The 23,501-nt window shown below is 65.3% G+C and carries 22 protein-coding genes; 12 read left to right on the top strand and 10 right to left on the bottom strand.

The features are described 5' to 3' along the window. Positions 1–2: 2 nt before the first annotated feature. Genes V4558_12360 through V4558_12350 form a run of 3 tightly spaced genes read right to left on the bottom strand, consistent with a single transcriptional unit; the run spans position 3 to position 2,427 of the window. Positions 3–1,070 carry a 6-bladed beta-propeller gene (locus tag V4558_12360; GenBank protein ID MES2306298.1) on the bottom strand — a complete coding sequence of 356 codons (1,068 nt, stop codon included), beginning with the start codon at positions 1,068–1,070 and terminating at the stop codon, positions 3–5. Continuing rightward, the gene (locus V4558_12355; GenBank protein ID MES2306297.1) at positions 1,067–1,921 is read right to left on the bottom strand and encodes an NAD(P)-dependent oxidoreductase; all 855 of its coding nucleotides are present in this window, start codon (positions 1,919–1,921) and stop codon (positions 1,067–1,069) included. Before V4558_12355 ends, V4558_12360 begins: the two co-directional genes overlap by 4 nt. Continuing rightward, positions 1,918–2,427, bottom strand: coding sequence for a DinB family protein (locus V4558_12350; protein ID MES2306296.1), 510 nt, complete (start codon positions 2,425–2,427; stop codon positions 1,918–1,920). The genes V4558_12355 and V4558_12350 overlap by 4 nt, the downstream gene beginning before the upstream one ends. A 149-nt stretch (positions 2,428–2,576) precedes the next feature. Here V4558_12350 and V4558_12345 point away from each other — a divergent pair, with 149 nt between their 5' ends. From V4558_12345 to V4558_12305, 9 genes are all read left to right on the top strand, one after another. After that, complete coding sequence (locus tag V4558_12345) at positions 2,577–3,323, top strand: SDR family NAD(P)-dependent oxidoreductase (GenBank protein ID MES2306295.1); 747 nt, start codon at positions 2,577–2,579, stop codon at positions 3,321–3,323. 45 nt (positions 3,324–3,368) lie between these two features. Continuing rightward, positions 3,369–4,082 (top strand): DNA alkylation repair protein, encoded by a 714-nt coding sequence (locus V4558_12340; protein MES2306294.1) that lies wholly within the window; start codon positions 3,369–3,371, stop codon positions 4,080–4,082. 50 nt (positions 4,083–4,132) lie between these two features. Continuing rightward, the gene (locus V4558_12335) at positions 4,133–4,483 is read left to right on the top strand and encodes a PadR family transcriptional regulator (GenBank protein MES2306293.1); all 351 of its coding nucleotides are present in this window, start codon (positions 4,133–4,135) and stop codon (positions 4,481–4,483) included. Beyond that, complete coding sequence (locus tag V4558_12330; protein ID MES2306292.1) at positions 4,480–7,107, top strand: ADOP family duplicated permease; 2,628 nt, start codon at positions 4,480–4,482, stop codon at positions 7,105–7,107. Before V4558_12335 ends, V4558_12330 begins: the two co-directional genes overlap by 4 nt. A 27-nt stretch (positions 7,108–7,134) precedes the next feature. After that, the gene (locus tag V4558_12325) at positions 7,135–7,530 is read left to right on the top strand and encodes a hemerythrin family protein (GenBank protein ID MES2306291.1); all 396 of its coding nucleotides are present in this window, start codon (positions 7,135–7,137) and stop codon (positions 7,528–7,530) included. Next, entirely contained in the window at positions 7,527–7,988 is a 462-nt protein-coding gene (locus tag V4558_12320) for a YaiI/YqxD family protein (GenBank protein MES2306290.1), read from the top strand. The genes V4558_12325 and V4558_12320 overlap by 4 nt, the downstream gene beginning before the upstream one ends. Further along, positions 7,988–8,476 (top strand): GNAT family N-acetyltransferase, encoded by a 489-nt coding sequence (locus V4558_12315; GenBank protein ID MES2306289.1) that lies wholly within the window; start codon positions 7,988–7,990, stop codon positions 8,474–8,476. Before V4558_12320 ends, V4558_12315 begins: the two co-directional genes overlap by 1 nt. 69 nt (positions 8,477–8,545) lie before the next feature. Further along, complete coding sequence (locus tag V4558_12310; protein MES2306288.1) at positions 8,546–9,709, top strand: hypothetical protein; 1,164 nt, start codon at positions 8,546–8,548, stop codon at positions 9,707–9,709. Beyond that, positions 9,709–10,821, top strand: a complete 1,113-nt coding sequence (locus tag V4558_12305) for a hypothetical protein (GenBank protein ID MES2306287.1) — start codon at positions 9,709–9,711, stop codon at positions 10,819–10,821. Before V4558_12310 ends, V4558_12305 begins: the two co-directional genes overlap by 1 nt. Here the strand turns inward: V4558_12305 and V4558_12300 are convergent. After that, on the bottom strand, positions 10,815–12,350 hold the full coding sequence (locus V4558_12300) for a M20/M25/M40 family metallo-hydrolase (protein MES2306286.1): 1,536 nt from the start codon (positions 12,348–12,350) through the stop codon (positions 10,815–10,817). The genes V4558_12305 and V4558_12300 overlap by 7 nt on opposite strands. 108 nt (positions 12,351–12,458) lie before the next feature. Beyond that, complete coding sequence (locus V4558_12295; protein ID MES2306285.1) at positions 12,459–12,752, bottom strand: hypothetical protein; 294 nt, start codon at positions 12,750–12,752, stop codon at positions 12,459–12,461. Between the two features lie 206 nt (positions 12,753–12,958). On the opposite strand from V4558_12295, the gene V4558_12290 reads away from it, so the two are divergent. Beyond that, entirely contained in the window at positions 12,959–13,870 is a 912-nt protein-coding gene (locus V4558_12290) for a YegS/Rv2252/BmrU family lipid kinase (protein MES2306284.1), read from the top strand. On the opposite strand, the gene V4558_12285 is transcribed toward V4558_12290, so the two are convergent. The 5 genes from V4558_12285 to V4558_12265 form a co-directional block, all read right to left on the bottom strand. Then, positions 13,867–14,124 (bottom strand): hypothetical protein, encoded by a 258-nt coding sequence (locus tag V4558_12285; GenBank protein ID MES2306283.1) that lies wholly within the window; start codon positions 14,122–14,124, stop codon positions 13,867–13,869. The genes V4558_12290 and V4558_12285 overlap by 4 nt on opposite strands. A gap of 98 nt (positions 14,125–14,222) precedes the next feature. Then, positions 14,223–16,922: a protein kinase gene (locus V4558_12280; protein MES2306282.1), complete on the bottom strand. Its 2,700-nt coding sequence runs from the start codon at positions 16,920–16,922 to the stop codon at positions 14,223–14,225. Further along, on the bottom strand, positions 16,919–17,512 hold the full coding sequence (locus V4558_12275) for an ECF-type sigma factor (GenBank protein MES2306281.1): 594 nt from the start codon (positions 17,510–17,512) through the stop codon (positions 16,919–16,921). The genes V4558_12280 and V4558_12275 overlap by 4 nt, the downstream gene beginning before the upstream one ends. A 74-nt stretch (positions 17,513–17,586) precedes the next feature. After that, entirely contained in the window at positions 17,587–18,456 is an 870-nt protein-coding gene (locus V4558_12270) for an alpha/beta fold hydrolase (protein MES2306280.1), read from the bottom strand. A 31-nt stretch (positions 18,457–18,487) separates the two neighbouring features. Then, positions 18,488–19,153, bottom strand: coding sequence for a hypothetical protein (locus V4558_12265; protein MES2306279.1), 666 nt, complete (start codon positions 19,151–19,153; stop codon positions 18,488–18,490). Positions 19,154–19,447: 294 nt separating this feature from the next. On the opposite strand from V4558_12265, the gene V4558_12260 reads away from it, so the two are divergent. Both V4558_12260 and V4558_12255 read left to right on the top strand, forming a co-directional pair. Then, positions 19,448–20,479: a LacI family DNA-binding transcriptional regulator gene (locus V4558_12260; protein ID MES2306278.1), complete on the top strand. Its 1,032-nt coding sequence runs from the start codon at positions 19,448–19,450 to the stop codon at positions 20,477–20,479. A 34-nt stretch (positions 20,480–20,513) separates the two neighbouring features. Next, positions 20,514–23,453: a carboxypeptidase regulatory-like domain-containing protein gene (locus tag V4558_12255; protein ID MES2306277.1), complete on the top strand. Its 2,940-nt coding sequence runs from the start codon at positions 20,514–20,516 to the stop codon at positions 23,451–23,453. The last annotated feature ends 48 nt before the right edge of the window (positions 23,454–23,501 follow it).

The raw sequence follows: 23,501 nt of genomic DNA, 5'->3' as shown, positions 1-23,501 counted from the left end.
GCTTACACCTTGGTGAGCTTGGTGACCCGGCCGTCCTCGATCCACTCGACGACATAGATGTTGCTGGCGCGATCGACCCAGAGGGCGTGTGGTGAAATGAAGTGGTCCTGCAACCGCTTTGCGGGAGGAATGTTGGGATATCCCTTCAGGTCGGGATAGGTCGTGCCGAAATCGGCCTCCGACTGGAACGGTTTCCCTTCGAGATAGTCGCCAAGGTCGGCGACTTTCTTGTTCCCCTTGTCGAAGATTGAAATCCGGGCATACAGATCGGGGACGTACATCAGGTCGCCGCGATGCAGCGAAGTGCAAGGGAAGCGCAGGTCGGCCTTGGTGAGCACCTCGCCCAGGTACTTCCCCTCCAGCGTGAAGTTGACAATCCGGATGTTACCCCGGTCGGAGACCTGCAACAGCGGCGTTCCGCTCCGAGTATCAATCGAGATGCCGTGCGGCTGCTTGAGGTTGCTCGGTTCGCTGCCGCGCCCGCCGAAGGAGTCGAGATACTTGCCGTCCTTGCTGTCGTAGATGTGGATCAACGACTGGCCATAGCCATCGGCCACGTACAACATCCCGTTGGGCCCTACCACTGATTCCGTCGGGCTGTACGCCCGGTCCGGGGCGTAGACACCCGCGAGGTACGGGCGACCCGCCTGCCACACCACGTCGCCATCGAGCGTCGTCTTGACCACCTGGGCCAGCGAGGTGTTGGCGAGGTAGAGGTATTCGGTACCGCCTTCCTCCGAGAGTCGGAGGCCGTGGGCACCCTTCGCGTACGCCTGGCCCCACGATGAGAGAAAGTTGCCCTGCCCGTCGAAGATGGCGATGGCATCACGACTCTGGTTCGCGATGTAGAAGCGTCCCGCGCGATCCTCCACGATGCCGTGGGTATAACCAAACCTTTTCCCGGCAGGCAGCTTGGCCCAGTGATGGTCCATGGTGTACCGGAAGTCTCCGCGGCCCAGGATTGGCAGCTCCGCAGTTGTGGGCTGAGGACGGGCAGCGCGAGTCGGCAGCGCGACGAATGCCGCTGCACTCGCCGCCGACGCAAGGAAATCTCGGCGCGAGCGGGTCACTTCGACGGCCCGCTACCGATCACCATCCAGTCATCCTGGCCGTGTCCCGAAGCGATCCAGCGGTCCATCTCGGCGGCGACTGCGGGGATCATCGCGAGTTTCCCGCCGTGCGACTCCGCCGACTCGATCATCAGCCGGGCGTCCTTGCGGGCCATCTCGAGCGTCCAGCTGGGGCGGCCGAGATCACCGCCGCGCATCTTCGCTGCGCGGCCCTGTGCCATCGTGGCCATCGGGAACCATTCAAAGAGCTGGGTCGCGTCCGCGGGGGCAACACCGAGCGCATCGCCCAGGGCAAACATGTCCGCGATCCCTGCAGTCATCCCCAGCAGAAAGAGGTTGCCCATCAGCTTGATCGCCGCAGCGCGTACCGGGTCGGCGCCGAGGTAGACCAGCTTCCCGGTCATCAGCTCGAGAGCCGGGGCCACCATGTCGAATGTCGCGCGGTCACCTGAGGCGAGCATCGTCCCGGTACCCGCGAGCGCATTGGGCGGACCCATGAAGACTGGGGCGTGCTGGAAGCGGATACCACGCTCGGCCCACGCATTGATCCGCGCGAGGGTCGGCGCTGGCGACGTCGTGGTATGATCGACGATGATGCAGTCGGGTCCGATCCCGGCTTCCGCCTCCTTCAACACCGCATCGACGGATTCGTCGTCGTAGACCGCCAGATGTACTCGGCTCGCGCCGCGCACGGCATCGGCCGGATCGGTGTACGCCGTCGCGCCGACCTCAGTCGCGAGCGCCTCGGCCTTGCCGGCGGTGCGGTTCCAGATGTGGACCTCTTCCTTGCGGCGGCGAAGCGCCCGCACAAAGTTCGCGCCGAGCAGCCCGGTCCCGAGAAAAGTGATCATAGCCCGTAGCGCTCCTGGAATACTGCCGTATGGTGGATGACGTGTCCGGCCATGATGAATGCCGAGGCACGCACGGAGAGCGGATGGTCGCCAGCAATCGTGGTGCGCGTCCACGCCTCGACCGGCAGGTGATTGAACATGTGAATGTGGCTCTCGCGCAGCGCCGTGAACTCATCGACCAGTTCACCGATCGAACAGCTATCGTGGTGGGCCGTGATCCCGAAGGCATCCTGATCGAAGCTTGGGAGCGGGGCGGTCGCACCTCGGGCCGCCCAGAGGGCGCGGTAGCCGAAGACCCGCTCGGTATCGATCATGTGGCCGAGCGATTCGCGGACGCTCCACTTGCCTGGTTCGTAGCGATAGCCGGCGCGGTCATCGGAGAGGTTGCGCAGCAATTCCCGCAGTGGCGTCACCTGGCTCACCAGGATCGGAACCACTTTTTCGACGAGGACGAGGGAGATGTAGCGTTCAAAGTACGGGTTGTATTCGGCAGGGGTCGGTCGCATGGCGGTTCCCGAGTTGGGGCAGTGAGGCGCGAGGTAGGGGAAGTCTATCCTGCCGGGAGGGATAGCGGAAACGCGCTGAACAGGGTTCCGTTCCGGGGTCCGCCAGGGCAGTGCGCCCCGGCGCGTGACCAGCCAGAGGGTGGTGCGAAATGAACCAGCGAGTGGTGGTAATTACCGGCGCGAGTGGAGGGATCGGAGCGGCCACGGCCCGACTCCTTGCCGCGCGCGGGGCGAGGCTCATCCTCGTGGCCCGCCGGCGGGAACAGCTTGAGGCGGTGGCGGCCGAATGCGGCGCAGATGCGATCGCGGTGGTTACCGATGTAACGAAGCGCGCAGAAGTGCGCGGAGTGGTCGCGACTGCACTGGCGCGCTTCGGTCAGATCGACGTCTGGATCAACAACGTGGGGCAGGGGATAACCCGCGTGCCGTCGGCACTGACCGACGAGGACATCGACCAGGTGATGCAGGTCAATATCAAGTCCGCGCTCTACGGGATGCAGGAAGTGCTGCCTCATTTCATGGAGCGTGGCACCGGGCAGGTCATCAACATCTCGTCGATGCTCGGCCGGATTCCAATGGCAATGTTCCGCTCGGCCTATTCGGGCGCGAAGCATTTCCTCAACGCGCTTACCGCCACGATTCGGGAAGAAGTGCAGGCCACCCACCCCGGAATCCAGTTCACGCTGGTCTCGCCCGGGATCGTCCAGACCGACTTCGGCCTCAATGCCCTCGGTGGAGGCCCCGACTCGCGTTCGTTTCCGAACTCGCAGACCGCCGAGCAGGTGGCTGAGGTGATTGCGAGCGCGATCGAGAGCAGGGTGTCCGATCTGTACACCAGGGCGGGTGGCCAGGCAGCGGTGGCTGGCTACTACGCGAGTGTGGGTGTTGACCCTTGAGTCGCCACGAGTAGGCGGCGGCTCTCACTCGTTGAGGAGGACGACGTGGCGACCAAGCGCACGGTGAAGAAGACGAGTGCCAAGGGTGCTCCAGTGCCACCGGTTACGGCCGACGAGGTGGTGGCCTGGCTCAGGAAGCAGGGGACCAAAAAGACCCGCGACGCGATGCCACGCTACGCCCTGCCGGCGGAGAAGGCCTTTGGTGTGGCAGTCGGTGTGATGCAGAAGGAGGCGAAGCGGATCGGGCGCAATCATGCGCTGGCGCTCGCGCTCTGGCAGCACGACTGGTATGAAGCGCGGATGATGGCCGCCTTTCTCGGTGAGCCCGACAAACTGACTCCAGCGCAAATGGATCGCTGGTGCAAGGACTTCGACAACTGGGGCATCACCGACACGGTCTGCTTTCACCTCTTCGACCTGTCACCGCACGCGTGGACCAAGGTTGCCAAGTGGGCCGGCAGCAAGGATGAATGGGTCAAGCGCGCCGGCTTCGCCCTGCTCGCGAGTCTCGGCGCCCACGATAAGGAGTCGCCTGATGCGCGTTTCATCGCCTCGCTGCCGCTGATCGAGAAGGCCGCGACCGACGAGCGGAACTTCGTCCGGAAGGGGGTGAGCTGGGCGCTCCGCTCCATCGGGCGCAGGCGGCCGGGCGTGAAAGCGGCGGCCGGCAAGCTGGCGAAGAAGTTGGCAGCGTCTGAGAATCCTGCGGCGCGGGCAACAGGGAAGGAAGCCGTCCGGCAGTTCGGGAGGTCCTCTTGACCGTCTAGAGAAGGCCGCGTATCCTCCCTCCAGACAATCTGGAGGAAGCGGTGGCCGACGAACCCAACGACCTGTTGCAGGGCACCCTCGAACTGCTGGTGCTCAAGGCCCTCTCCCTCGGCGCAATGCACGGCTGGGGGATCGGTCAGCGCATCGACCTCCTCTCGAATGATGTCTTCAAGGTGCATCAGGGGTCACTCTACCCGGCGCTGCAGCGGATGCTCCGCAAGGGATGGGTCAAGGCAGAATGGCGGATGTCGGAAAACAACCGCCGCGCCCGCTATTACCTGCTGACGCGCCTGGGGGAGCGGCAACTGGCCGCTGAGACTTCGAGCTGGCAGCGCGCATCGGGCGCGATCAACGAGATCCTGCGAGTGCAGCTCGCGCCGGGTGGCGCATGAACCCGCTCCGTGACCTGTTCGAGCGGTGCAAGGCCCTCCTCTTTCACGCGCGACAGGAGGCCGAGCTCGATGAGGAGATGCGCGATCACGTCGCTCGCGAGACAGCAGCGCGGCAACGCGACGGCCGTGCGCAGGCGTCGCGTGAGGCCGCGATCGCGTTCGGCGGCATCGAGCGCACCAAGGATGAGATCCGGGACGCGAGCGGCGTAGCCCCACTGCGAGAATGGTTCGCTGATGTGCACTATGCGATTCGCGCATTGCGCCGGAATGCCGGCTTCACGTTGACCGTGATTGGCGTGCTCGGCGCGGCCATCGGGGCGGCAACTGTCGTCTTCACCGTGGTGCAGCGGGTGCTGATCGCCGGGCTGCCCTATCCTGATCCTGACCGACTCGTCCGCGTCTACCAGCAGAATTCCGCGACCAATCGCTGGTCACTCTCGGTGGTGGATCTCCAGGCCATCGCCGCCCAGCAGCGTACGTTGGAGTCATTCGGGGCGTGGCAAGCGACGACGGCGTCATTGTCCGGCGCCGGCGCACCTGAGCGTGTGCGCGTCGGCCGCGCCACCTCGGGCTTCTTCGCCACGCTGCAGGTCGCGACGCTGCGGGGCCGTCTACTCGAGCCGCAGGACGATTCGCCCTCGGCCGCTCCTGTTGTGGTGGTGTCGTACCGACTCGCCGCGCGATTGCTCGGTGGTCCTGACCAGGCCATTGGCAGGCGGGTCACCATCGATGGTGTGACCCACGCGGTGGTGGGCGTATTGCCGGCTGGTCGCGATGAGCTTGGCGGCATCACTGCCGAAGCGTGGCCGATTCTTCAGCTGCGCACACCGTTGCGGCGCGGGCCATTCGGCTTCGGTGCCATCGGCCGGTTGAAGCCCGGAGTGACGCTGGAGGACGCCCGTGCTGACCTCGCTGGTGTGAGCGAACGGCTCTTTCCGCTCTGGGTTGCCGGGTTTCAGGATCGCGAAGCGCGGCTGACGCCGTATCCCCTCCGCGATGCGGTCATCGGCGACGCGGGCGGGCAGGTGAAGCTCTTTGCGGGTGCGGTTGCACTCGTGCTCCTGCTCGCGATTGCCAACGTCGCGACCCTGATGCTGGTGCGAACCGCGAGTCGGGAGCACGAATTATCGGTTCGCGTGGCGCTCGGCGCGGGACGTCGGCGTCTCATCAGGCTGGTGCTCACCGAGTGTTTCGTGCTCGTGGCCGCCGCGGGGGTTCTCGCACTCGTTATCGCATTCGTTGCCATCAAGGGCACCGCACTGGTCGCACCGACGTTGCCGAGGCTCGGCGAACTTGTCGTGGATGGTCGCAGCGTCGCATTTGCACTGGTGCTGACCTTTGTCGCGGGTGCACTGATCTCACTGGCACCACTCTCGTCGCGACTGGTGCGTGGCTACGGCGCGGCATCGCTCGCGATCTCGCCCGCGCGAACCGGCCCGGGGCGACGGGCCGGCATCGTTCGCGGTGTGCTCGTAGCCACGGAGTTTGCGCTCGCGTTACCGCTGGTTACCGGAGCCGGGCTTCTGCTCACGTCGTTCCTTCGATTGCAGCGCGTGGACCCCGGCTTTGATCCGACTGGAGTGTACGCGGTGCTGATCGCACTCCCCGGCGGTCGCTACGGTGACCCGGCCACGAGCCAGGCCTTCTGGCGGCTCGCCGAGTCACGTGCGAGCGAGCTCAACGGGGTGACTGCGGCTGGGCTCGCTGGGTCGATCCCGCCCGACAACGGCGGCGACGTCAACAATTTTGACTTGCTCGATCGGCCGGTGCCCACCGGAACGGCACAGCCGGTGGTGCCGTGGTCGACCGTCTCAGCCGGCTATTTCGCGGCATTAGGGATCCCGCTGCTCGAAGGGAGACTCTTCACACCGGGCGATTCGGCGACGGCCCCGCCCGTCGTCATCGTCAGCCGGGCCTGGGCCGCGAAATACTATCCGCGATCGAGTGCGATCGGTCGGCAGTTGTACAACGGCGGCTGTTCGACCTGTCCGCCGACCACAGTAGTCGGTGTCGTCGGCGATGTCCCGTACCTCGGGCTCGCCTCGGCCACGGAGGGGATGTATGCGCCACTCGCGCAGGATGGCCCGCGAACGCTCAACCTTGTGGTGCGCAGTCGCCTCGACGCCGGGGCGAGCTTCCGCGCGCTGCGAGCGGTCGTTGCCTCGCTCGATCCCGATCTGGCGCCGACCGAGATTCCGATGCAGGAGCATCTCGAGCAGGCCCTCGGTGATCCTCGGCGATGGACCGCCGTGGTCTCCGCCTTCGCGATGACGGGGATGGCGCTGGCCGCGCTGGGGATCTTCGGCCTGATGTCGTATGTCGTCCGGCAGCGCCGCCGTGAGTTCGGAGTTCGTCTCGCGCTCGGGGCATCGCCACGATCGCTCGGGCTGCTGGTGGTGCAGGGAGGGATGCGGTACGCCGGGGCGGGCACGCTGGTCGGACTGGGGCTCGTGACGTTCGAGTCGCGCTGGCTCGGAGCACTTCTCTACCGTGTCGAGGCGACCAGCCCGGTGGTGCTGCTCGCCGCCGTCGCGCTGTTGCTGGCAACCGGGCTCCTCTCCTGCTGGCGGCCGGGTGTGCGGGCCGCGCGGATCAAGCCGCTGGAGGTGATCTCAGGCGAGTAGATTAGAGCACCCCGAGGCGGAGGCTCCGTGAAGTGGCGTGAAGACTACGCGACTGGCATCACCAAAATCGACGACCAGCACAAGATGATCTTCAAGATGGCCGAAGACTATCGCGAGGCGCTGGACGAAGTGCAGGGCGCCAGGCTCTATCCTGAATTCCTCGAATCACTCGATCTGTATGCCCAGGGACACTTCGGCTTCGAGGAAGGGTGCATGCTGCGGTACCAGTGTCCGGCCGGCCGCCGAAATATCGCGGCGCACCAGGAGTTTGTGACCGCACTGGATGGCTTCCGTCAGGGCTACGCACGCGACGGCTTCAGCGAGGTCGTCGCGTATGAGCTGGTGAACACCATTGACCTCTGGCTCGCCGAGCATATTTGCGGCATCGATGTGCAGCTCAAGCGATTCGTGGACCAAGGGTGAAGATCTGGATCGACGCCGATGCGGCGCCGCGCGATGTGAAGGAGTTGATCTTCCGCGCGTCGAAGCGGCTCGACCTTCCGGTCGTGATGGTCGCCAACAGCCATCTCCGCCCACCGCTGGGCTATCCGCTGGTCACGACGGTCTGGGTGGATGGCGGCGCCGATGTCGCAGATGCGCATATCGCAGCAGAAGCGGCCTCAGGCGATCTCGCAGTGACGCAGGACATTCCGCTCGCGGCCCTGCTGGTGCCCAAGGGCGTCGTCGTGCTGGACCCCCGAGGCGATGAGCACACCCTGGAAACGATCGGGGAACGTCTTTCGATTCGCGATTTCATGGAGCAGGCGCGCAGCAACGGTGTGGTCACCGGCGGCCCTGCTCCCTATGACGCCCGTGCCAAGCAGGCATTTGCCGGAGCACTCGACCGGGCGCTGACACGACTGCTCAGGAACAGGGGTTAATGGATCTCAGGATTGCGACGCTCGCTGACATTCCGGAACTCATCCGTGTCATCAACGCGGCCTATCGGGCCGAAGACTTCTTCATCAATGGCGATCGCACCAACGCCGCCGACCTGAGTGCACGCATCGAGGGGACGACCGGTGACTTTCTGGTGCTCGATGATCCGCTGCACGCCGAGCTGTTGCTGGGCGCGGTGTATGTCGAGTTGCGCAAAACGCGGGGATACTTCGGCATGCTCTCGGTCGATCCCGCGCGGCAGGGGGAGGGGATCGCCCGTGTGCTGGTGGAGGGGAGCGAGCGGTACTGCGCAGCCAACGGTTGCGACGCGATGGAAATCGATGTCGTCAACCTGCGCGAGGAACTGCCGGCGTTCTATTCGCGCTTTGGCTACACCGTGGGCGGCAACCTGCCGTTTCCCGATCCGGGGAAGCTGAGCCGTCCGGCGCACCTGGTGCGGTGGACCAAGGAGTTGGGAAACGCTCCTTGACGCGGTAACGATTCAGCGTTGATATAGCGGTCCCGCCGCACACTCCTGTCCCCCTGCCTGGAGCCCGATGTGAAGCGATTCCTGCCACTTCTGCTACTCGCCGTTGGTATCCTCCCGCCCGGACTTTCCGCGCAAGCGCCGCGGATACTCACCGTCACCCGAGACCTGCTTGTGTCGCCCGACAAGGCCGACCTGAGCGAAGCCTTCAATATCGCCGTCTCCCGGCGGGGCGAGATCGTCGTTCCTCAACCGGGCCAGAGCAACATCAAGATCTTTTCGCCAACGGGGGCGATGAGTGTGATTGGCAGGGCCGGTGAAGGGCCCGGGGAATTCCGGCGCGTCACTCGCGTGGGCTTTGTCGGAGACTCGCTCTGGGTCCTCGACCCCAGCACCGCACGGATCACCCTTTTCGGGCCCGACTACAAGTTGCTGCGAAGTTTCCCAGAGCCATTTTCGGCGATGAAAGCGTTTCAGGCCAAGGTTGCCGAGCAACCGGTGGTGAACTTCTTCACTCAGGCGGTGCTCCCCGGTGGTGACCTTCGGGCGCTCGCCTCGATGCGGAACGGCACGCCGAAGCCGGCATGGGCTGCTGACATCGATTCTGGCGCTTCACTCTTCGTGAGAATTTCAGCGACTGGCGAATACCAGCGCCGACTCGCAGTCTCCCCGCCCTCACGGTGCAGCATTTCCTACACCGTGGGAAAGAGTCAGGGCAGCACCAGGGTCCCGTACTGCCCGGAACGACTGAGTACCGATTGGGATGGAGCCCTCGGACTCGCCCTCGTCGACGTGCTGGGATCTGGCGCGAAGGGCGCTACGTACCGGGTCACCCTGATTCGTGAGACCGGCGACACGCTGTTCTCACGTGCTTACGCGTTCACGCCAATCGCCATTACCACCGCTGCGCGGGACAGTGCCGAAGCGTGGGATGCGGGCCTTCGCAAACAACTTCCGCCACCGATGGCGGAAGCGATGCCGAAGCCCAAGCCCGAGCCGACTTATCCCCCAGTGCGACGTGTCGTGCTCGGTCGCGACAATACTGTCTGGCTTGAAATGCGCACTTCGGCTGGCGGGCATCGGTGGCAGGTGCTCGATCCGCGGGGGAACGTGCTCGGTGCGTTCCAGCTACCGACCGATGTCACGCTCAAGGCCGCCGAGCGCGGCACCATCTGGGGCCTCACCACGGATGAGGATGGCGTGCAGGGGGTGGTACGCTACAAGGTGGGGACCTGATGATCGCACTCGCCGCTGGACTCCTGCTCTCGGTGGCGGTGCAAGTGCAGGTGCCGCGAACGCTGTCGGTCCGCAGAGATCTGCTGGTGGACCCGGCCACGGCGGATCTGAGCGCCGTGCTGTTCAATGTGGCGGTGTCGCCACGAGGGGATATCCTGGTCGGACAGGCCAATGATGGGCTCATCAAGGTATTCAGTCCGGTGGGTGTGGTCAGCACGGTTGGCCGGAAGGGAGAGGGGCCAGGCGAGTTCCGGCGCGTAACGAGGATTGGCTTCAAACAGGATTCGCTCTGGACCTTCGATCCGGCGCTTTCGCGAGTGAGCGTCTTTTCCCCTGGCTACAAATTCGTGCGGTCGTTTGCGGAGCCGGTCTCCAAAGAGGTTGGTGTCTCGCGTCTCTGGCCGCAGGCGCTCCTTCCCAATGGCGACTTGCGAGCTGCCGTCTCATTCATTCCCACGCTGAGGCGCCCCGCTTGGGCGGCACGTGCGGACTCGGGAACGACGATGCTGGTCCGCGTGAGTGCGGCCGGCGCCATTCGCAAGCCTATCGGGTTCTTCCCCAGGTCGCATTGTCAGGTGTCGAGGGCTGTCGGGTCCCTGATCACGAATATGGCGATTCCGTTCTGCCCTGAACGTCTCAGTACGGAGTCTTTCGCGACCGCCGGATTCGCATTTGTCGAAGTCAGCGACGAGAGCTTCCGAGTCACCTCGATCGGCGCAAACGATGACACCCTTTTCGTGAAGGTTTTCCCCTTCGCACCGATTGCAGTCACAAAAGGGGCGCTGGACACTCTCCGGGAGCGGGAGCAGGAAATTCGAAAGATCAGCAGTGCCGCGAGCTGGGCGGCGCGCCCAGTGGTGGTGCCGGCGCGAACCTACCCTCCCGTGCGCCGGGTCGTGCTGGGCCGCGACAACACCGTCTGGCTCGAATTGCGGACCGAATCAGGGGGCCATCGCTGGCTGGCGCTGGATCCCCGCGGCATCTCGCTCGGCACGGTCCTGCTGCCCGACGGCGTATCGCTGGAAGTCGCGGAGCGCGGCACGTTATGGGGACTGGTGACCGACGATGACGGACTCCGTGGGGTCGTGCGCTACCGCGTCACCGGCTACTGACGCACGCTCTTCCGCGGTACCCGCGCATCGGCCATCGCGGCGTGCCACGCGTATGACGCCATCACCACCGCATTCTTCATCAGGTCGTTGGGCTGGATGGTGTCGAGGAAGTCGAGATTGGAGTGCCCGCCCTGGCCGGGAGTCGGATCTTGCAGGAACTGGAATCCAGGGAGGCCGATGTCGTCGAAGGCGACGTGATCGGTGCTGCCCAGGCTCTGGTTGGTGACCGTGGTCATCCCGAAATCCTTGAATGGCGTCATCCACGCGGTCAGCAACTCGCGCGCAGCTTCGTTCCCCTGCAACGCAATGCCGCGATACTGCCCCGAGCCATAGTCCTGATTGAAATACGCCGAGAGCTTTTCGTAGGCCGGCGTCGGGGCCGCCGCGGTGCCGAAGTGCTGCTTCACATATGCGCGCGAACCGAAGAGCCCCTGTTCTTCACCGGCCCAGAGCGCCACCCGAATCGTCCGCCGCGGCTTGGCGCCAAGCTTCTTGAGAATGCGCATCGCCTCGAGCGCCACTGCGACGCCCGATGCGTTGTCGCTCGCGTTGGGTGACGCGTGCCAGCTGTCGAAGTGGGCGCCGATCATCACGACCTCATCCTTGAGGTCGCTGCCCGGGATTTCGCCCACGATATTCATCGCCTGCTCGACCTTGTCGCCGATCCGGTTGCGGACTTCGAGTTCGACCTTCACCGGAATGTCCCGCTTGAGTATCCGGTACATCCGGTTGTAGTGCTCGGGTGTGATGGCAATCATTGGCGGAGCCGCAAGAATCCCCTCGCGTGACCAATTCATCCGTCGGGCAATGGGAGAGGCATAGCCGCGGCAGGCGCCAAGCCAGCCACTCTCGCACTGCAGTACGGCCGCCACCCCTTCCGACTTGTAGAAGACGAGCTTCTCCTCGGCCGTGAGCAGATCGGGATTGCGAACGCTCCGTGCCGCGACGGCTCGCGGCGGCACGATGACGGTCTCTTCCATTTTCCGGAGATCTTCTTCACTCCGCCGTGGCACGCCGTTGGTCATCGCGACCAGGTCGATGGCGGCTGGTGGCGTGACGAGCACCGCCTTTCCCTTGAGTGTCCCGCGATACTTCTCGAGGTCGGCCCGGCCGACGAGATCCACGATCACCGCCTGCGCCACCACCTTCCCCTCGGTGCCCGGCGTGTGCGAGATCGGATAGCCGACCATCGGCGTATAGTCCGGCTCGAGCATGTGAACCGAGGTGTACTCGTTGTCCCAGGTGACTCCGAAATCCATGAACGGTTCGGCCGCCACATTCACGAGGCCGATGCGGCTGAGTTCGCCCTTGAGCCATCCCTGGGCTCGCTTCATGTCTTCGGAGAGTGTCAGTCGGGCGCCGAGCACATCGACGATGTACCCCTCGAACTCCATCACCTGGGAGTGCTGCAACCCTTCCTCGCGGATCCGGGCCACCATCGCCCAGTCGATCTGCGGTGCATTGCCCGTCATCGCCGTGGTAGCGAGCAGGCAGAGCGAGAGCGCGAGGAGCTTGAGCCGTGATGTCATCGAGGCGGGTCCGGGGCTGAATCGAGCGGAACAGAATGGGTGCGGGGAGCACCACAATACTGCCCGCGCTGGCTCGGCCGGGGCAAGCCCGCCGAGCCCACTTCGCGATCAGGCGGTATGCTTGATCGCCCGATCCATCTTGCGAGAATGACGACCGAGATACCAGCTCGCGGCGAGGGCGACGACTGCTCCGGTCAGGAGCCCCTTTCGTGTCACTGAGGTCTCGGCCCAGATCAGGATCGCCGCCAACAGACAGAAGGCCAGGCCGCCGAGCGCACCCGAGATCCGCAATGTCGTCGAACGGACCTGCTCCTTGCCGCGTCGAGCTGCGATCACCATCAGCGCGAGCCCCCAGACGAAGATCAGCCAACCGAGAACCTGCAGCTGTGGCGTGCTCGACATTCGGGATCCATTGGGAAGGGTGGTTGGGCGCGTTCTCCTTCCGTGGACGCGGCTCGGGGCGCTTCGCGCACAATGTGCCGGCTTCCCGGCTCGCGAAAAGGGTGCGTCCAGGGTCACCGTGAACGTCCCAGCCGGTACGGTCTCGAGCCAGGGCCTGCAGGATGTCCGATCTGCCGCAGATGTTCAAGTGAGGAGGCGTGCCTGGAATGCTAGCGCCCGACGAAGCGACTGCGGTCATCCTCAACGTCACCGCCGGTGCGCGTGCGACCGATGAGCGTGTGCAGGAGGTCGAGCAGCTTTTCAGGGCAGCGGGGCGCGAGGCGACGGTACTCGCGGCGCACTCTGGCAGCGAACTCGCGACTGCGACCGCGGCGGCGATCGCTTCCGGGGCGAAGGTAATAGTCGCGGCAGGCGGTGACGGCACGGTGAACAGCGTGGTCTCCGCGATGCAGGGTCATGACATCACGCTCGGCGTGTTACCGCTCGGCACCCTCAATCACTTCTCCAAGGATCTCGGGATTCCCCAGGAGCTGGCCCAGGCAGTCGCAGTGATTGTCGCCGGCCACCGCACACAGGTGGATGTCGCCGAAGTGAATGGCCGACTCTTCCTGAACAACTCGTCGCTGGGGCTCTATCCGAGAATTGTCGAGCTGCGGCAGCGCTTTCCCGCGCACGGAATGCGGAAGTGGATCATTGCCGGGTGGGCCACCTTCCGTGTCCTCCGGCACAACCCGACCCTCGGGCTGCGGCTGGTGGTCGACGGTGAACCGGTGTTACGGCGGACCTCGCTCGTGATGATCGGCAACAATCCCTACCGGATGACCGGGCTCGACGCGGGCGGCCGCGATTCGCTCACCACCGGAGAGCTCGGCGTCTACGTCGTGCAGGCGAGGCGCCGCTGGCATCTGCTTCGGCTGGTCTGGCGGATGCTGTCGAAGGGAGAACTGACAGGTCAGCTCGAGATGGTGAGTGCGGAGAGTGTCACGATCGAGGCGCGCCACCACTTCGTCAGGGTGGCGGTCGATGGGGAAGTCGCGGTGCTGAAGGCGCCCCTGGAGTACAAGATCCGGCCGCTGGCCCTCGATGTGCTGGTGCCAGCGACCGCGGGTGCTCGCTAGCGACCCTTCTTCTTCATCTTGGCGGCCTTGGCGATGGCGACGCCGGCCCCGACAGCGGCTGCGGCGCCGAGGAAGACGGCCGCGGCCTTCTTGACCTTCTTCCGCTTCGCTTCACGACCGCTGACCTTGTCGGCAAGGCGAGTGGCCGCAGACTTCGCTGCCGCCTTGGCCGCTGTCCCCGCGCTGGTGGTCTTCTTCACGACCGCGGCCGCGGTCTCTTCCGCAACCTTCCTGGCAGCCTTCTTGATCGTCATTGAGGTCCTCGAGGTTGGAGTAGGCGCATCTCGAAAGCTATGACGATTTACGGCGCTTGTGTGGCACCGGTTTCCTGGAGCGCCAGTCGCAGCAGGACCTAATGCGGTGTGACCAGCGAGGTAAACCGGGGATCCCGCGAGAGAGCGGCGAAGTCGGGCAGGGCGTAGTGGATGTTCCAGTGCCAGTTGTCGACGCCAGCGCGGAGGGCGTCGGCGAGGCGGGTAAGCGCGGTCTCCTTGTCGCCGAGGACGGCGGCCATCCGGGCTTCATAGAGCAGCGCCTCGCCGCGCTGGTGTGCGGGAGCGTCGAGCAGCCATTGCTCGGCGCTGGCGCGGTTGCCACGTCGCGCAGCCAGCACGGCGAGTCGACCGCGGGTCGCCAGCCTGTTCGGCTCGTCGCGGTCGAGGGCGAGCAGGACGCGCTCGGCCGAGTCGCGCTGGCCGAGTCCGATCAGTGCGTTCGCGAGCCAGTTACGATGGTTGCGATCGGTCGGGTCCAGCGCGAGCCGGGGCGTCAGGAAGTCGACGGCCTGCTGGAAGAGCAGCGCCGGGTTGCCGTGCTGGTGCACCATCGCTTCCTGGCCTGCGATCACGAGCATTGCTCCCACCGACCAGTAGACATCGGGTTCGAGCGATCGCGCCACCGCGACGAGCGAGTCGAGTTCCTGCTGCCGACCCAGAGCGGCATAGGCACGGGCCTCGATCACCCAGCTCACTCGCTGCATCGGATGCCGCGCCCGCATCGTGCGCGCCATCTTCAATTCCTGATCGTAGTCGCCGAGCAGATGGTTGCTGAAGGCGCGCTGGCTCCAGTAGGCGGGCCAGTCGCGCATCGGGCCGTGGTCCGCATCCATTGCGGCCAGGACCGAATCCGCTTCGCGCGGGCGATTGAGCTGCTCCAGCAAGTGCGCCGCGTTGTACGGGAGCCGGGAGCCGGGCGCGAGAGCACTCCCCCGCAGCGCGCCGCGGAGCGCGCGTTCCTTGTCGCCCTTCACTGTGCCGGCCATCATCTCGGCAAACGAGAGGTAGAAGTCGTTGAGGAGCGGCCGGTGCCAGAGCGCGAGCCGGATCAGGGTGTCGGCGGCGACCCAGTCGTTGTCATTCGCGGCAGCGTAGGATCCGAGGATCAGCGCCGGGAAGAAGGTCGAGTCGTGGTGCCAGGCATCCTGCAGGTCGACCCGTGCAGCGGCATACTCATAACGATTGAAATGCGCGAGACCGCGGTCGAAGGAGCGGTAGGCCTCGTACGTCGGTGGCTGAGTGGCGAAGGCACTTCCGGCAGCGACGCGCTGGTCGAGGGCGAGCCCGATCGCGCCCATCACCCGATCGCGGAGTTGTCGCACGCCTGCGTTGGCCGAATCACGGAGGACGACCACTGGCGTGACGGCGATCAGTAGTGCACCGGAGCGGGCATCGACCACGGTGGCCTGGAACCGGAGCGAGTCGCCAGTGCGGTAGTAGCTGCCGCGTACGATCGCTCCGGCGCCCGTCTCCTCGCGCACCAGCTTGTTGAAATCCTGCAGGCGGCCGGCCGCCGCCTCGCTATGGTGTCGCTCGGTCGCTAGCAGCGCCGATTCCCACGGGACAACCGGGAGCAGGTTCGCTTCGTGCAGCCCCTGGGTCATCCAGTCGCCGGCGAGTCGTCCCCAGCCGGCGAGCGAAGTATCTGCGGTCTCATCGTCGAGCGGGGTGACGGCGATCGGACCAGTCAGCGCGGGGACGACGGGCTTCGCCGGCCTGCTGGCAAGGAGGAGTCCGATCGCGATCGGCGCGATTGCCGCTGCCACGAGCCAGGGCCAGCGTGGCGCCACCTTCACCGGGGCCAACACGCCGTCGAGCGCGGCGACGAGCGACGCCGCCGTCGAGGGGCGTTCCACCGGATCGAGCGCGACGCACGCTTCGATCAGGGCTACCAGCGAGCGCGGCACATCGGCGCGGAGGCTCGCGAGTGGCGCATCGAGGAGTCGCTGGCCGGTCAGCAGTTCGCGCGCGAGCAATCCCCATACGTAGATGTCGGCGCGATGATCGACGGTAACGCCAGCCGCCTGCTCCGGCGCCATGTACCCCGGCGTTCCGATGGCGAGACCGGGGTCGGTGGGCCGCGACACGGCGGCGCCCGCTTCGAGCTTCGCCACGCCGAAGTCGAGCAGGAAGGCGTGACTCCCGACGCAGAGCACGTTTTCCGGTTTGAGGTCGCGATGCACCACGCCTGCGTCGTGCGCGTGCGCGAGGGCATCGGCGACATCGCGAAGCAATGCAACGGCATCCGACAACGGCAACGCCCCACGGCGAGCGAGTCGTTCGCGCAGGGTCTCGCCACCGACGAACGGAGTCACGTAGTAGAGCAGTCCGTCGGCCTCGCCCGAATCGATCAGTGCGAGGATGTGCGGGTGGGAGAGCTTGGCACTGATCCTGATCTCATCGAGAAAGCGGGCAGTGCCGATCGCGGCAGCGAGCCGGGGCTGCAACACCTTCACCACGACCTTGCGATCGTGTTTGGTCTCGTGGGCGAGGAAGACGGCGGCCATGCCGCCGACACCGAGCGGTTCGTCGAGCCGGTAGCGATCGCGCAACGCGGCGGCGGCGTGCTCCTGCAGCGAGCTGTCATCCATCGGGGTGATGCGCTGGTCGAGCGGACCGGGGTGATCGTGCGCGTCGAGCATTCGCGCAAGCCGCTCGCCCAGGGGAGCATTTCGCAACCGCAGTGCACCCAGCAGCCGGGCACGCTGCTCGGCCGGGAGCTCAACCGCTTCATCGAAGAGCTGGTTGAGCTCGGTCCACTGCGGATCCGCGATCATTTCGCGGGCGGCTCGCTTGCCAATTCGGAATGCAGCCAGGCGCGGGCCTTCACCCAGTCGCGTTGCACCGTCCGGGTGGTCACATTCAGCGCCGCGGCGATTTCGTCCTCGGAGAGCCCGGCGAAGAAGCGCAGCTCGACCACGCGTGCCAGTCGTTCGTCGTTGCTCGCGAGGCGAACCAGTGCATCATCGACGGCGATGAGGTCATCAAGTGGCAGGGCGAAGGTCAAGGCACCATCAGCCACACTGATATGGACCGGCTCGCCCTTTCGCTTGGCGGCGCGCCGCCGACGTGCGCTGTCGACGAGCACCTGCCGCATGGCGCGGGCGGCAAGCGCCAGGAAGTGACCCCTGTCAACCGGCTCGGGCGCGCCGGGGCCGGCGAGCTTGAACCAGGCTTCGTGGACGAGGGCGGTGGGCTGGAGGGTATGACCGACGGCTTCGCGCCGAAGCAGGTGGTCGGCGATTCGGCGCAGCTCGCTGTACAAACGCAGGAAGAGCGCCTCGGTCGAGGCGTCGAGCTCGTAGGAACGGTGAGGAAGCGCCGCAGGTGTCATCTGGATACCCGGCCCGTCAAGTTGAGCGATCAATTTAGCCCCCCGCCCTGTTCAGGGCAGTGGAAATTCGTCCACAAAGCCTTGCCGATCGTCCCGGCCCGGCACGGTTATCCGGCGTCGAAGAAGTCGGCGCTTTCCCGCCAGAGCTTCGGTGTCACCCCTTCGCGGAAGAAGCCGAAATGGCCGATTGCCTCGGTTCCCAGATGGCGCGGGGTGAGGTGCCAGTGAGTCTTTCGCGCCGAGGGATAGCGCCCGAGCAAGGCATCGACGGCGCGGTGGGGGGCGATCCAGTCGTCGCTGAAGGAGTAGGCCATCACCGGCAGGGTGAGCCGGGCGTGTCCTCCCCAGGTCCCGAGATACTCCGGGTTCCGGCACCATCGCGCCCAGTCCCGGGCGACTCCGCTGGGCAGATCTTCACCCAGACCGAACCGGGACGACGGGAAATAACCAAGGAGCGAGGCGAGGGTCGGCATGACTCCGTACCAGAACGCCGCGAGGGCCCACCGAGTCGGCACCGGCCAATGTCCGAAATACCCCTCGCCTGCGCCAATCATCACGGCCCGTGTCACCGCCGGGGCCGACGCAGCGAGGCCGAGGGCCTGGCCGCCGAAGGAGTGTCCCACGAAGTGCAGCGGTCGACCGGCGGCGCGACACTTTCCCCAGACCAGCGCCGCCTCGAGGTCGCGCTCACCCCAGGCTCGCATAGTGAGCCGTTGGTCACCTGGCACCATCTCGTGACGGGAATCACCGACGCCGCGCCAGTCCCAGGTAATCGCGTCGTAACCACGACTGGCGAGCCAGGATGCGAAGGCGCCGTAGTACTTCTGCCGGACGCCGGTCGCCGGGGCGATGATCACGACGCCTTTCGTCTCGCCCTGCGCCCGGTAACGAATGGCGGCGAGCGGGAAGCCATCGCTCGCCACCAGGGTCAGCCGCGCGACGGCGCCGCCGGTACTGTTGTCGCAAGGAAATGCCATACGCGGCTCGTCGCGGACCAGTCGCAGCAGTTTACTGGCGGTGATAGGTGAGACCCGCACGCTGCGCCTGCTCGATCGCCACCACCATACCCGGAACCAGCGTGACGTTAGGCAGGATGTTCGACTTCATGTCCGCATAGACGGCGTTAGCGTCGAGCCCGCGCGCCTGCGCGACCATGCCGGAGAAGATCGTCAGCGCGTTATTGCAGATGATGAAGGTCGCGCCGCGCTTCTGCATCGATTCGATACTCGCCGGGGCGAGCTTCATCCCGAGAATCACCGGGTTGCTGCGCCAGGGATTGGCGGTGAACGGCGTGCCGGCCGCGTCCTTCTCGTTCAGGAAGGCGCCCAGCTGGTACTTCGACCACATCGCATCCGAGAGTCCGAAGAAGGTTGTGGCGCCGTAAAAGGTCAGGACACCGTTGATCTCCTTGTCGGGAACCGCGTACGCCTTGTTCCAGGTGTCGTAGTAGTTCATCAGGTGCACCAGCGGGACGCCACCGTTCGAGGTCGGGGTGTCGAAGAGCTGCCGGTGCTTGGCGGTGAGCTTGGTGAGCCAGGCATCGCCGGCGGGAACAGTCGCGGTGGTGGCAGGGGCGGCCGGGGTCGCGCCGCGGAGGAGCAGCGCGCCGCTGACGACTGTAGTGGCAAGGAGCAGGGTATTGGCAAACCCGCTGCGGCGGATCAGTTGGGACATCGGTAAGACTCCGGGTCGGAGGGTAGGGATCAGTACCGGGAGATGCGGGGGATCCCTGCCGGGGGCGACATCCGACCAGAGACTAGAGACAGGAGACCAGGGATCAGGGAGGGGGAGCACTGCGGTGGTGGCATTAGTCTCTGCGCCCTCCCCCTTGCGCAAATCCGAACAAATGCAAACGTTTACATATCACCGAAAACGTTTGCATTCGCTCAATCAGCTCGCCGGCACCCCGGCGGGCGATCCGGTCGGGTGCCCGGTCCGCTCACCTCCCACGAGCCCGGCAGAGTCCTCTTGAGCGTCACCATCAGGGAAGTCGCCCGGGATGCCGGGGTCTCGATCGCCACTGCTTCGCGCGCCCTCAATCGCGACGATCTGGTGGCCCCCGAGACCCGCGACCGGGTCAGGGCCGCGGCGGCCAGGCTGCATTACACCCCGCACGGTGGCGCCCGTTCACTGATCACCAACCGGACCCATACCATCGGCGTCCTGCTCCCGGACCTCTACGGCGAGTTCTTCTCGGAAGTGATGCGCGGCATCGACCAGACGGCCCAGCTCGAGGGGTACCAATGCATTGTCTCCAGCGCGCGCCATAGTGGCCCGACCCTGGAGGCAGCGCTTCGCGCGATGCGCGGCCGGGTCGACGGCCTGGTGCTGATGTCGCCCGAGTTTACCGGTGAGCTTTCCCGGCGAGCGCTCCCCGCCGGTTTCCCTGTCGTCCTGCTGAACTGCCCGCCCTCCGAAACACCCCACAATGCCATCAACGTCGAGAACTACGAGGGGGCCTACAGCATGGTCCGTCACCTCGCGTCCCTCGGCCACCAGCGCATTGCGATCCTGACCGGAGAAGCGGGGAACTTCGACGCGACCGAGCGGCTGCGTGGCTATCGCGCGGCACTTGCCGACAGCGGACTCCCGGTGCTCGATGAACTCATCGTGCCCGGCGACTTCAGCGAAGCCGCCGGCGCTGCCGGAGCGCAGACACTACTGCGACTGCAACCACGCCCGACCGCGATCTTCGCGGCCAACGACGGCATGGCCATCGGGGCGCTCTTCGCCCTGCGTGAGGCCGGACTCCGGGTCCCGGATGACATCGCCATCGGGGGGTTCGACGACATCCCCATGGCGCGCTATGTCGAGCCGGCGCTCAGTTCGGTACACGTTGACATCAGCGCGCTCGGGGAGCGCGCTACAGCGGCACTGGTCTCGGAGCTTCGTCACCCGGGCCGCCGCGCTCTCATCCGTGAAACCGCCACGACGACCCTCGTCGTGCGCCGGTCTTGCGGTGCCCGGGCTGCACCGGCCGGGCCCCCGATTCCGCAATAGCGCAGTACCGTAGTCCACCTTGGAGGGAGGTTGTATGAACACTCGAGGAATGCGTAACCACCTCAACCGGTTTCTGGCCATCAGTATGGCGCTCTTCGCCGTGTTGCTGGTCGGTCCGGTGTCCGCCCAGAATTCGACCGGCACCATTCGAGGGACGATCACCCTCGACGGCAAGGCGGCGACTGGGGCCGAGGTGATCGCGAAGAACATCGCGAGCGGCGTCGTTCGCACCGCACAGGCACGCGGCGACGGTGGCTATGTGCTGCCAGGCCTGATTCCGGCCACCTATGAACTCACCGCTCGCCGGGTCGGCAGTGGTGCCCAGAGCCGTGTCGTGGTGGTGCAGATCGGCACCACGATCGAGCAGAACTTCGCGCTGGAGCAGCGCGCCGTCACCCTGGCCGAAATCGCTGTCACAGCGGCGCCGACCACGGAGACACGCACCTCCGAAGTCGCCACCAACGTGAGCTCGGCGCAGATCAGCAAGCTGCCCACGCCGAGCCGCAACTTCCTCGATCTTGCCGCGCTGGCCCCGGGCGTCACGGTCACCGAGGATCGCGTGAGCGGCAACTTCCGGACATTCTCGGCCGGCGGTCAGGGACCCAGCTCCGTCAACCTGTTCATTGACGGGACCTCGCTCAAGAACGACCTCACGGCCGGTGGTGTGAGCGGACAGGACGCCTCGCGCGGCAATCCGTTCCCGCGCAACGCGATCCAGGAATACCGGGTCATCTCGCAGAACTTCAAGGCCGAGTATCAGAAGTCCTCGAGCGCGATCATCACCGCGACCACCAAGTCGGGCTCGAACATCTGGACCGGCAACGCACTGGTCGGATACCAGAATGAAGGTTTCGTCGCGCTCGACTCGTTCCAGGTCAAGGACAAGAGCACCAATCCGAACTACAAGAAGCCGGATTACAACCGCACGCTGATGGCGCTCTCGTTCGGCGGTCCGATCATCAAGGACAAGGCGCACATCTTCGCGTCGTACGAAGGCAATACCCAGAATCGCAACAACCGCGTGGCGATCAACACCCCGCCAACCGGCTTCCCGGCGCTCGACACCGTGAATCTCGCGAAGTACAACGGCGAATTCGGCTCACCATTCCGGGAGTCGCTGATCTTCACCAAGCTCGACTATGCCCCGTCGACCAAGTCACAGATGGAGCTCTCGTTCAGCAATCGCCACGAGACCGACATCCGCGACTTCGGCGGTAACAACGCCTTCCAGACCGCCGTCAACTACCGCCAGAACGTGACCATCGCCCAGCTCAAGTACAACTCGTTCATGGGCGCATGGCTCAACGAGGCGAAGGTGGATTACTCGCGTTTCCGCCGGAACCCGAGCCCGAACGAGGCCGGCATCGCGACCCGCGAGTACAACTACAGCGGTGGGCAGGCGGTCATCGGCAGCAACTCGAGCACCCAGGACTTCCTCCAGAAGCGCATCGGCTTCCGCGATGACCTGACCTACTCAGGCCTCGAGATGGCTGGTCGGCACGTGATCAAGATGGGGGCCTCGTTCGACCTCGTGAAGTACGACATTCTCAAGGACAACGACGGCACGCCGCGCTTCGTCTACAACGCGACGCAGGACGGCTCGACCTACAACTTCGGTTCCCCGGGTGAACTCCGGTACGGCACCGGCGACCCGAACCTGAACGCGAACAACAATCAGGTCGGTCTCTACCTGCAGGATGACTGGAGCCCGTCCGAGCGCCTCACGTTCAACCTCGGCGTGCGCTGGGATTACGAGTCGCACATGCTCAACTATGACTACGTGACTCCGAAGAACGTCGTCGACACGCTGACGCGCTACAACAATCAGCTGATGACGCCGCTCGACCTGACCCGGTACACCACCGATGGCTCGCAGCGGAAGCCATTCTATGGCGCGATCCAGCCGCGCCTCGGCTTCTCGTACTCGTTCGACAAGGCCGGCAAGACCACGCTCTTCGGCGGATTCGGCATCTACTACGACCGGTCGCAGTTCGACCTCTTCGCTGTCGACGAGACCCAGAAGCTCGCCCACCCGACCTATACGGTGAAGTTCGCACCGCGCGGCGTGGCACCGACCGGGAATCAGGTGGCGTGGAGCGACGCATACCTCACGGCGAGCAAGTCCACGCTCGACGCATTGGTGCACAGCGTCGGTACGCCGGAGGCCTGGCTCATCGACAACAAGGCCAAGAGCCCCAAGTCGACGCAGTTCAACGTCGGGCTTCGTCAGCTGATCGCGGACTGGGCGGTGTCGGCGACCTATGCGGGCGTTCGCGGTGTGGACCAGATGACCCTCAACTGGGCCAACTTCAAGCTGAACTCCACCGGCGGTTGCTGCGACAACTTCGATCTCGGTGCGCACGGCTTCAGCAACTTCATTTACAGCACCAACGACGGAAAGACCTGGTACGACGCACTCCAGGTGCAGATCGACCGCCCGTATCGTCGCGCGTCGACCAAGGATCTCGGCTGGGGCGTCGGCGTAGCGTACACGTACGCAACCCGCTCGTTGCAGGGTGTCGACAATCTGGGTGATGTCTTCGCCTTCCCGAACGCGCTGGGGATCCCGAAGCACCCGTCCAACGACGAGCAGCATCGCGTCGTGGCGAACTGGATTGTCGATCTGCCGTATCTTTTCGGCATCCAGTTCTCGGGCCTTGCCACCTTCGGCGGCAAGTACAAGATCGACGTCGGCTGCCCGGGTCGCTTCTGCGGGGCTGGGTACATTCGCGGCGGCTACACCGTGCCGGGGACCTTCCCGTACCGGAATGTCGATATGCGGTTGCGGAAAGACTTGCCGTCGTTCGGCCGCGGCACGTTGGGCCTGACGGTGGATATGTTCAATGCGTTCAACCGCGCCAACCTCGGTTGCTACAATACGGGCGACCCGAACGACAAGGAGAACTTCGGCAAGGCCGGCTGCGTCGTGACCGATGCTCGCCGGATCCAGCTCGGCGCCGAATACACTTTCTGACCTGAATGGCGGTGGGGCACCAGACCGGTGCCCCATCGCTGCTCCACC

The sequence above is a fragment of the Gemmatimonadota bacterium genome (assembly GCA_040388535.1).
GTDB lineage: Bacteria > Gemmatimonadota > Gemmatimonadetes > Gemmatimonadales > GWC2-71-9 > Palsa-1233.
The sequence above is the reverse complement of the archived record's forward strand: the minus strand, read 5'-3'. Positions and strand labels throughout refer to the sequence as shown.

Bases quoted from the DNA above. Each gene is read 5' to 3' on its own strand.
- V4558_12265 (MES2306279.1), bottom strand. From the start codon at position 19,153: ATGTCCCAACTGATCCGCCGCAGCGGGTTTGCCAATACCCTGCTCCTT.
- V4558_12350 (MES2306296.1), bottom strand. From the start codon at position 2,427: ATGCGACCGACCCCTGCCGAATACAACCCGTACTTTGAACGCTACATC.
- V4558_12315 (MES2306289.1), top strand. From the start codon at position 7,988: ATGGATCTCAGGATTGCGACGCTCGCTGACATTCCGGAACTCATCCGT.
- V4558_12330 (MES2306292.1), top strand. From the start codon at position 4,480: ATGAACCCGCTCCGTGACCTGTTCGAGCGGTGCAAGGCCCTCCTCTTT.
- V4558_12345 (MES2306295.1), top strand. From the start codon at position 2,577: ATGAACCAGCGAGTGGTGGTAATTACCGGCGCGAGTGGAGGGATCGGA.
- V4558_12280 (MES2306282.1), bottom strand. From the start codon at position 16,922: ATGATCGCGGATCCGCAGTGGACCGAGCTCAACCAGCTCTTCGATGAA.
- V4558_12290 (MES2306284.1), top strand. From the start codon at position 12,959: ATGCTAGCGCCCGACGAAGCGACTGCGGTCATCCTCAACGTCACCGCC.
- V4558_12270 (MES2306280.1), bottom strand. From the start codon at position 18,456: ATGGCATTTCCTTGCGACAACAGTACCGGCGGCGCCGTCGCGCGGCTG.
- V4558_12355 (MES2306297.1), bottom strand. From the start codon at position 1,921: ATGATCACTTTTCTCGGGACCGGGCTGCTCGGCGCGAACTTTGTGCGG.
- V4558_12255 (MES2306277.1), top strand. From the start codon at position 20,514: ATGAACACTCGAGGAATGCGTAACCACCTCAACCGGTTTCTGGCCATC.
- V4558_12305 (MES2306287.1), top strand. From the start codon at position 9,709: ATGATCGCACTCGCCGCTGGACTCCTGCTCTCGGTGGCGGTGCAAGTG.
- V4558_12285 (MES2306283.1), bottom strand. From the start codon at position 14,124: ATGACGATCAAGAAGGCTGCCAGGAAGGTTGCGGAAGAGACCGCGGCC.
- V4558_12295 (MES2306285.1), bottom strand. From the start codon at position 12,752: ATGTCGAGCACGCCACAGCTGCAGGTTCTCGGTTGGCTGATCTTCGTC.
- V4558_12300 (MES2306286.1), bottom strand. From the start codon at position 12,350: ATGACATCACGGCTCAAGCTCCTCGCGCTCTCGCTCTGCCTGCTCGCT.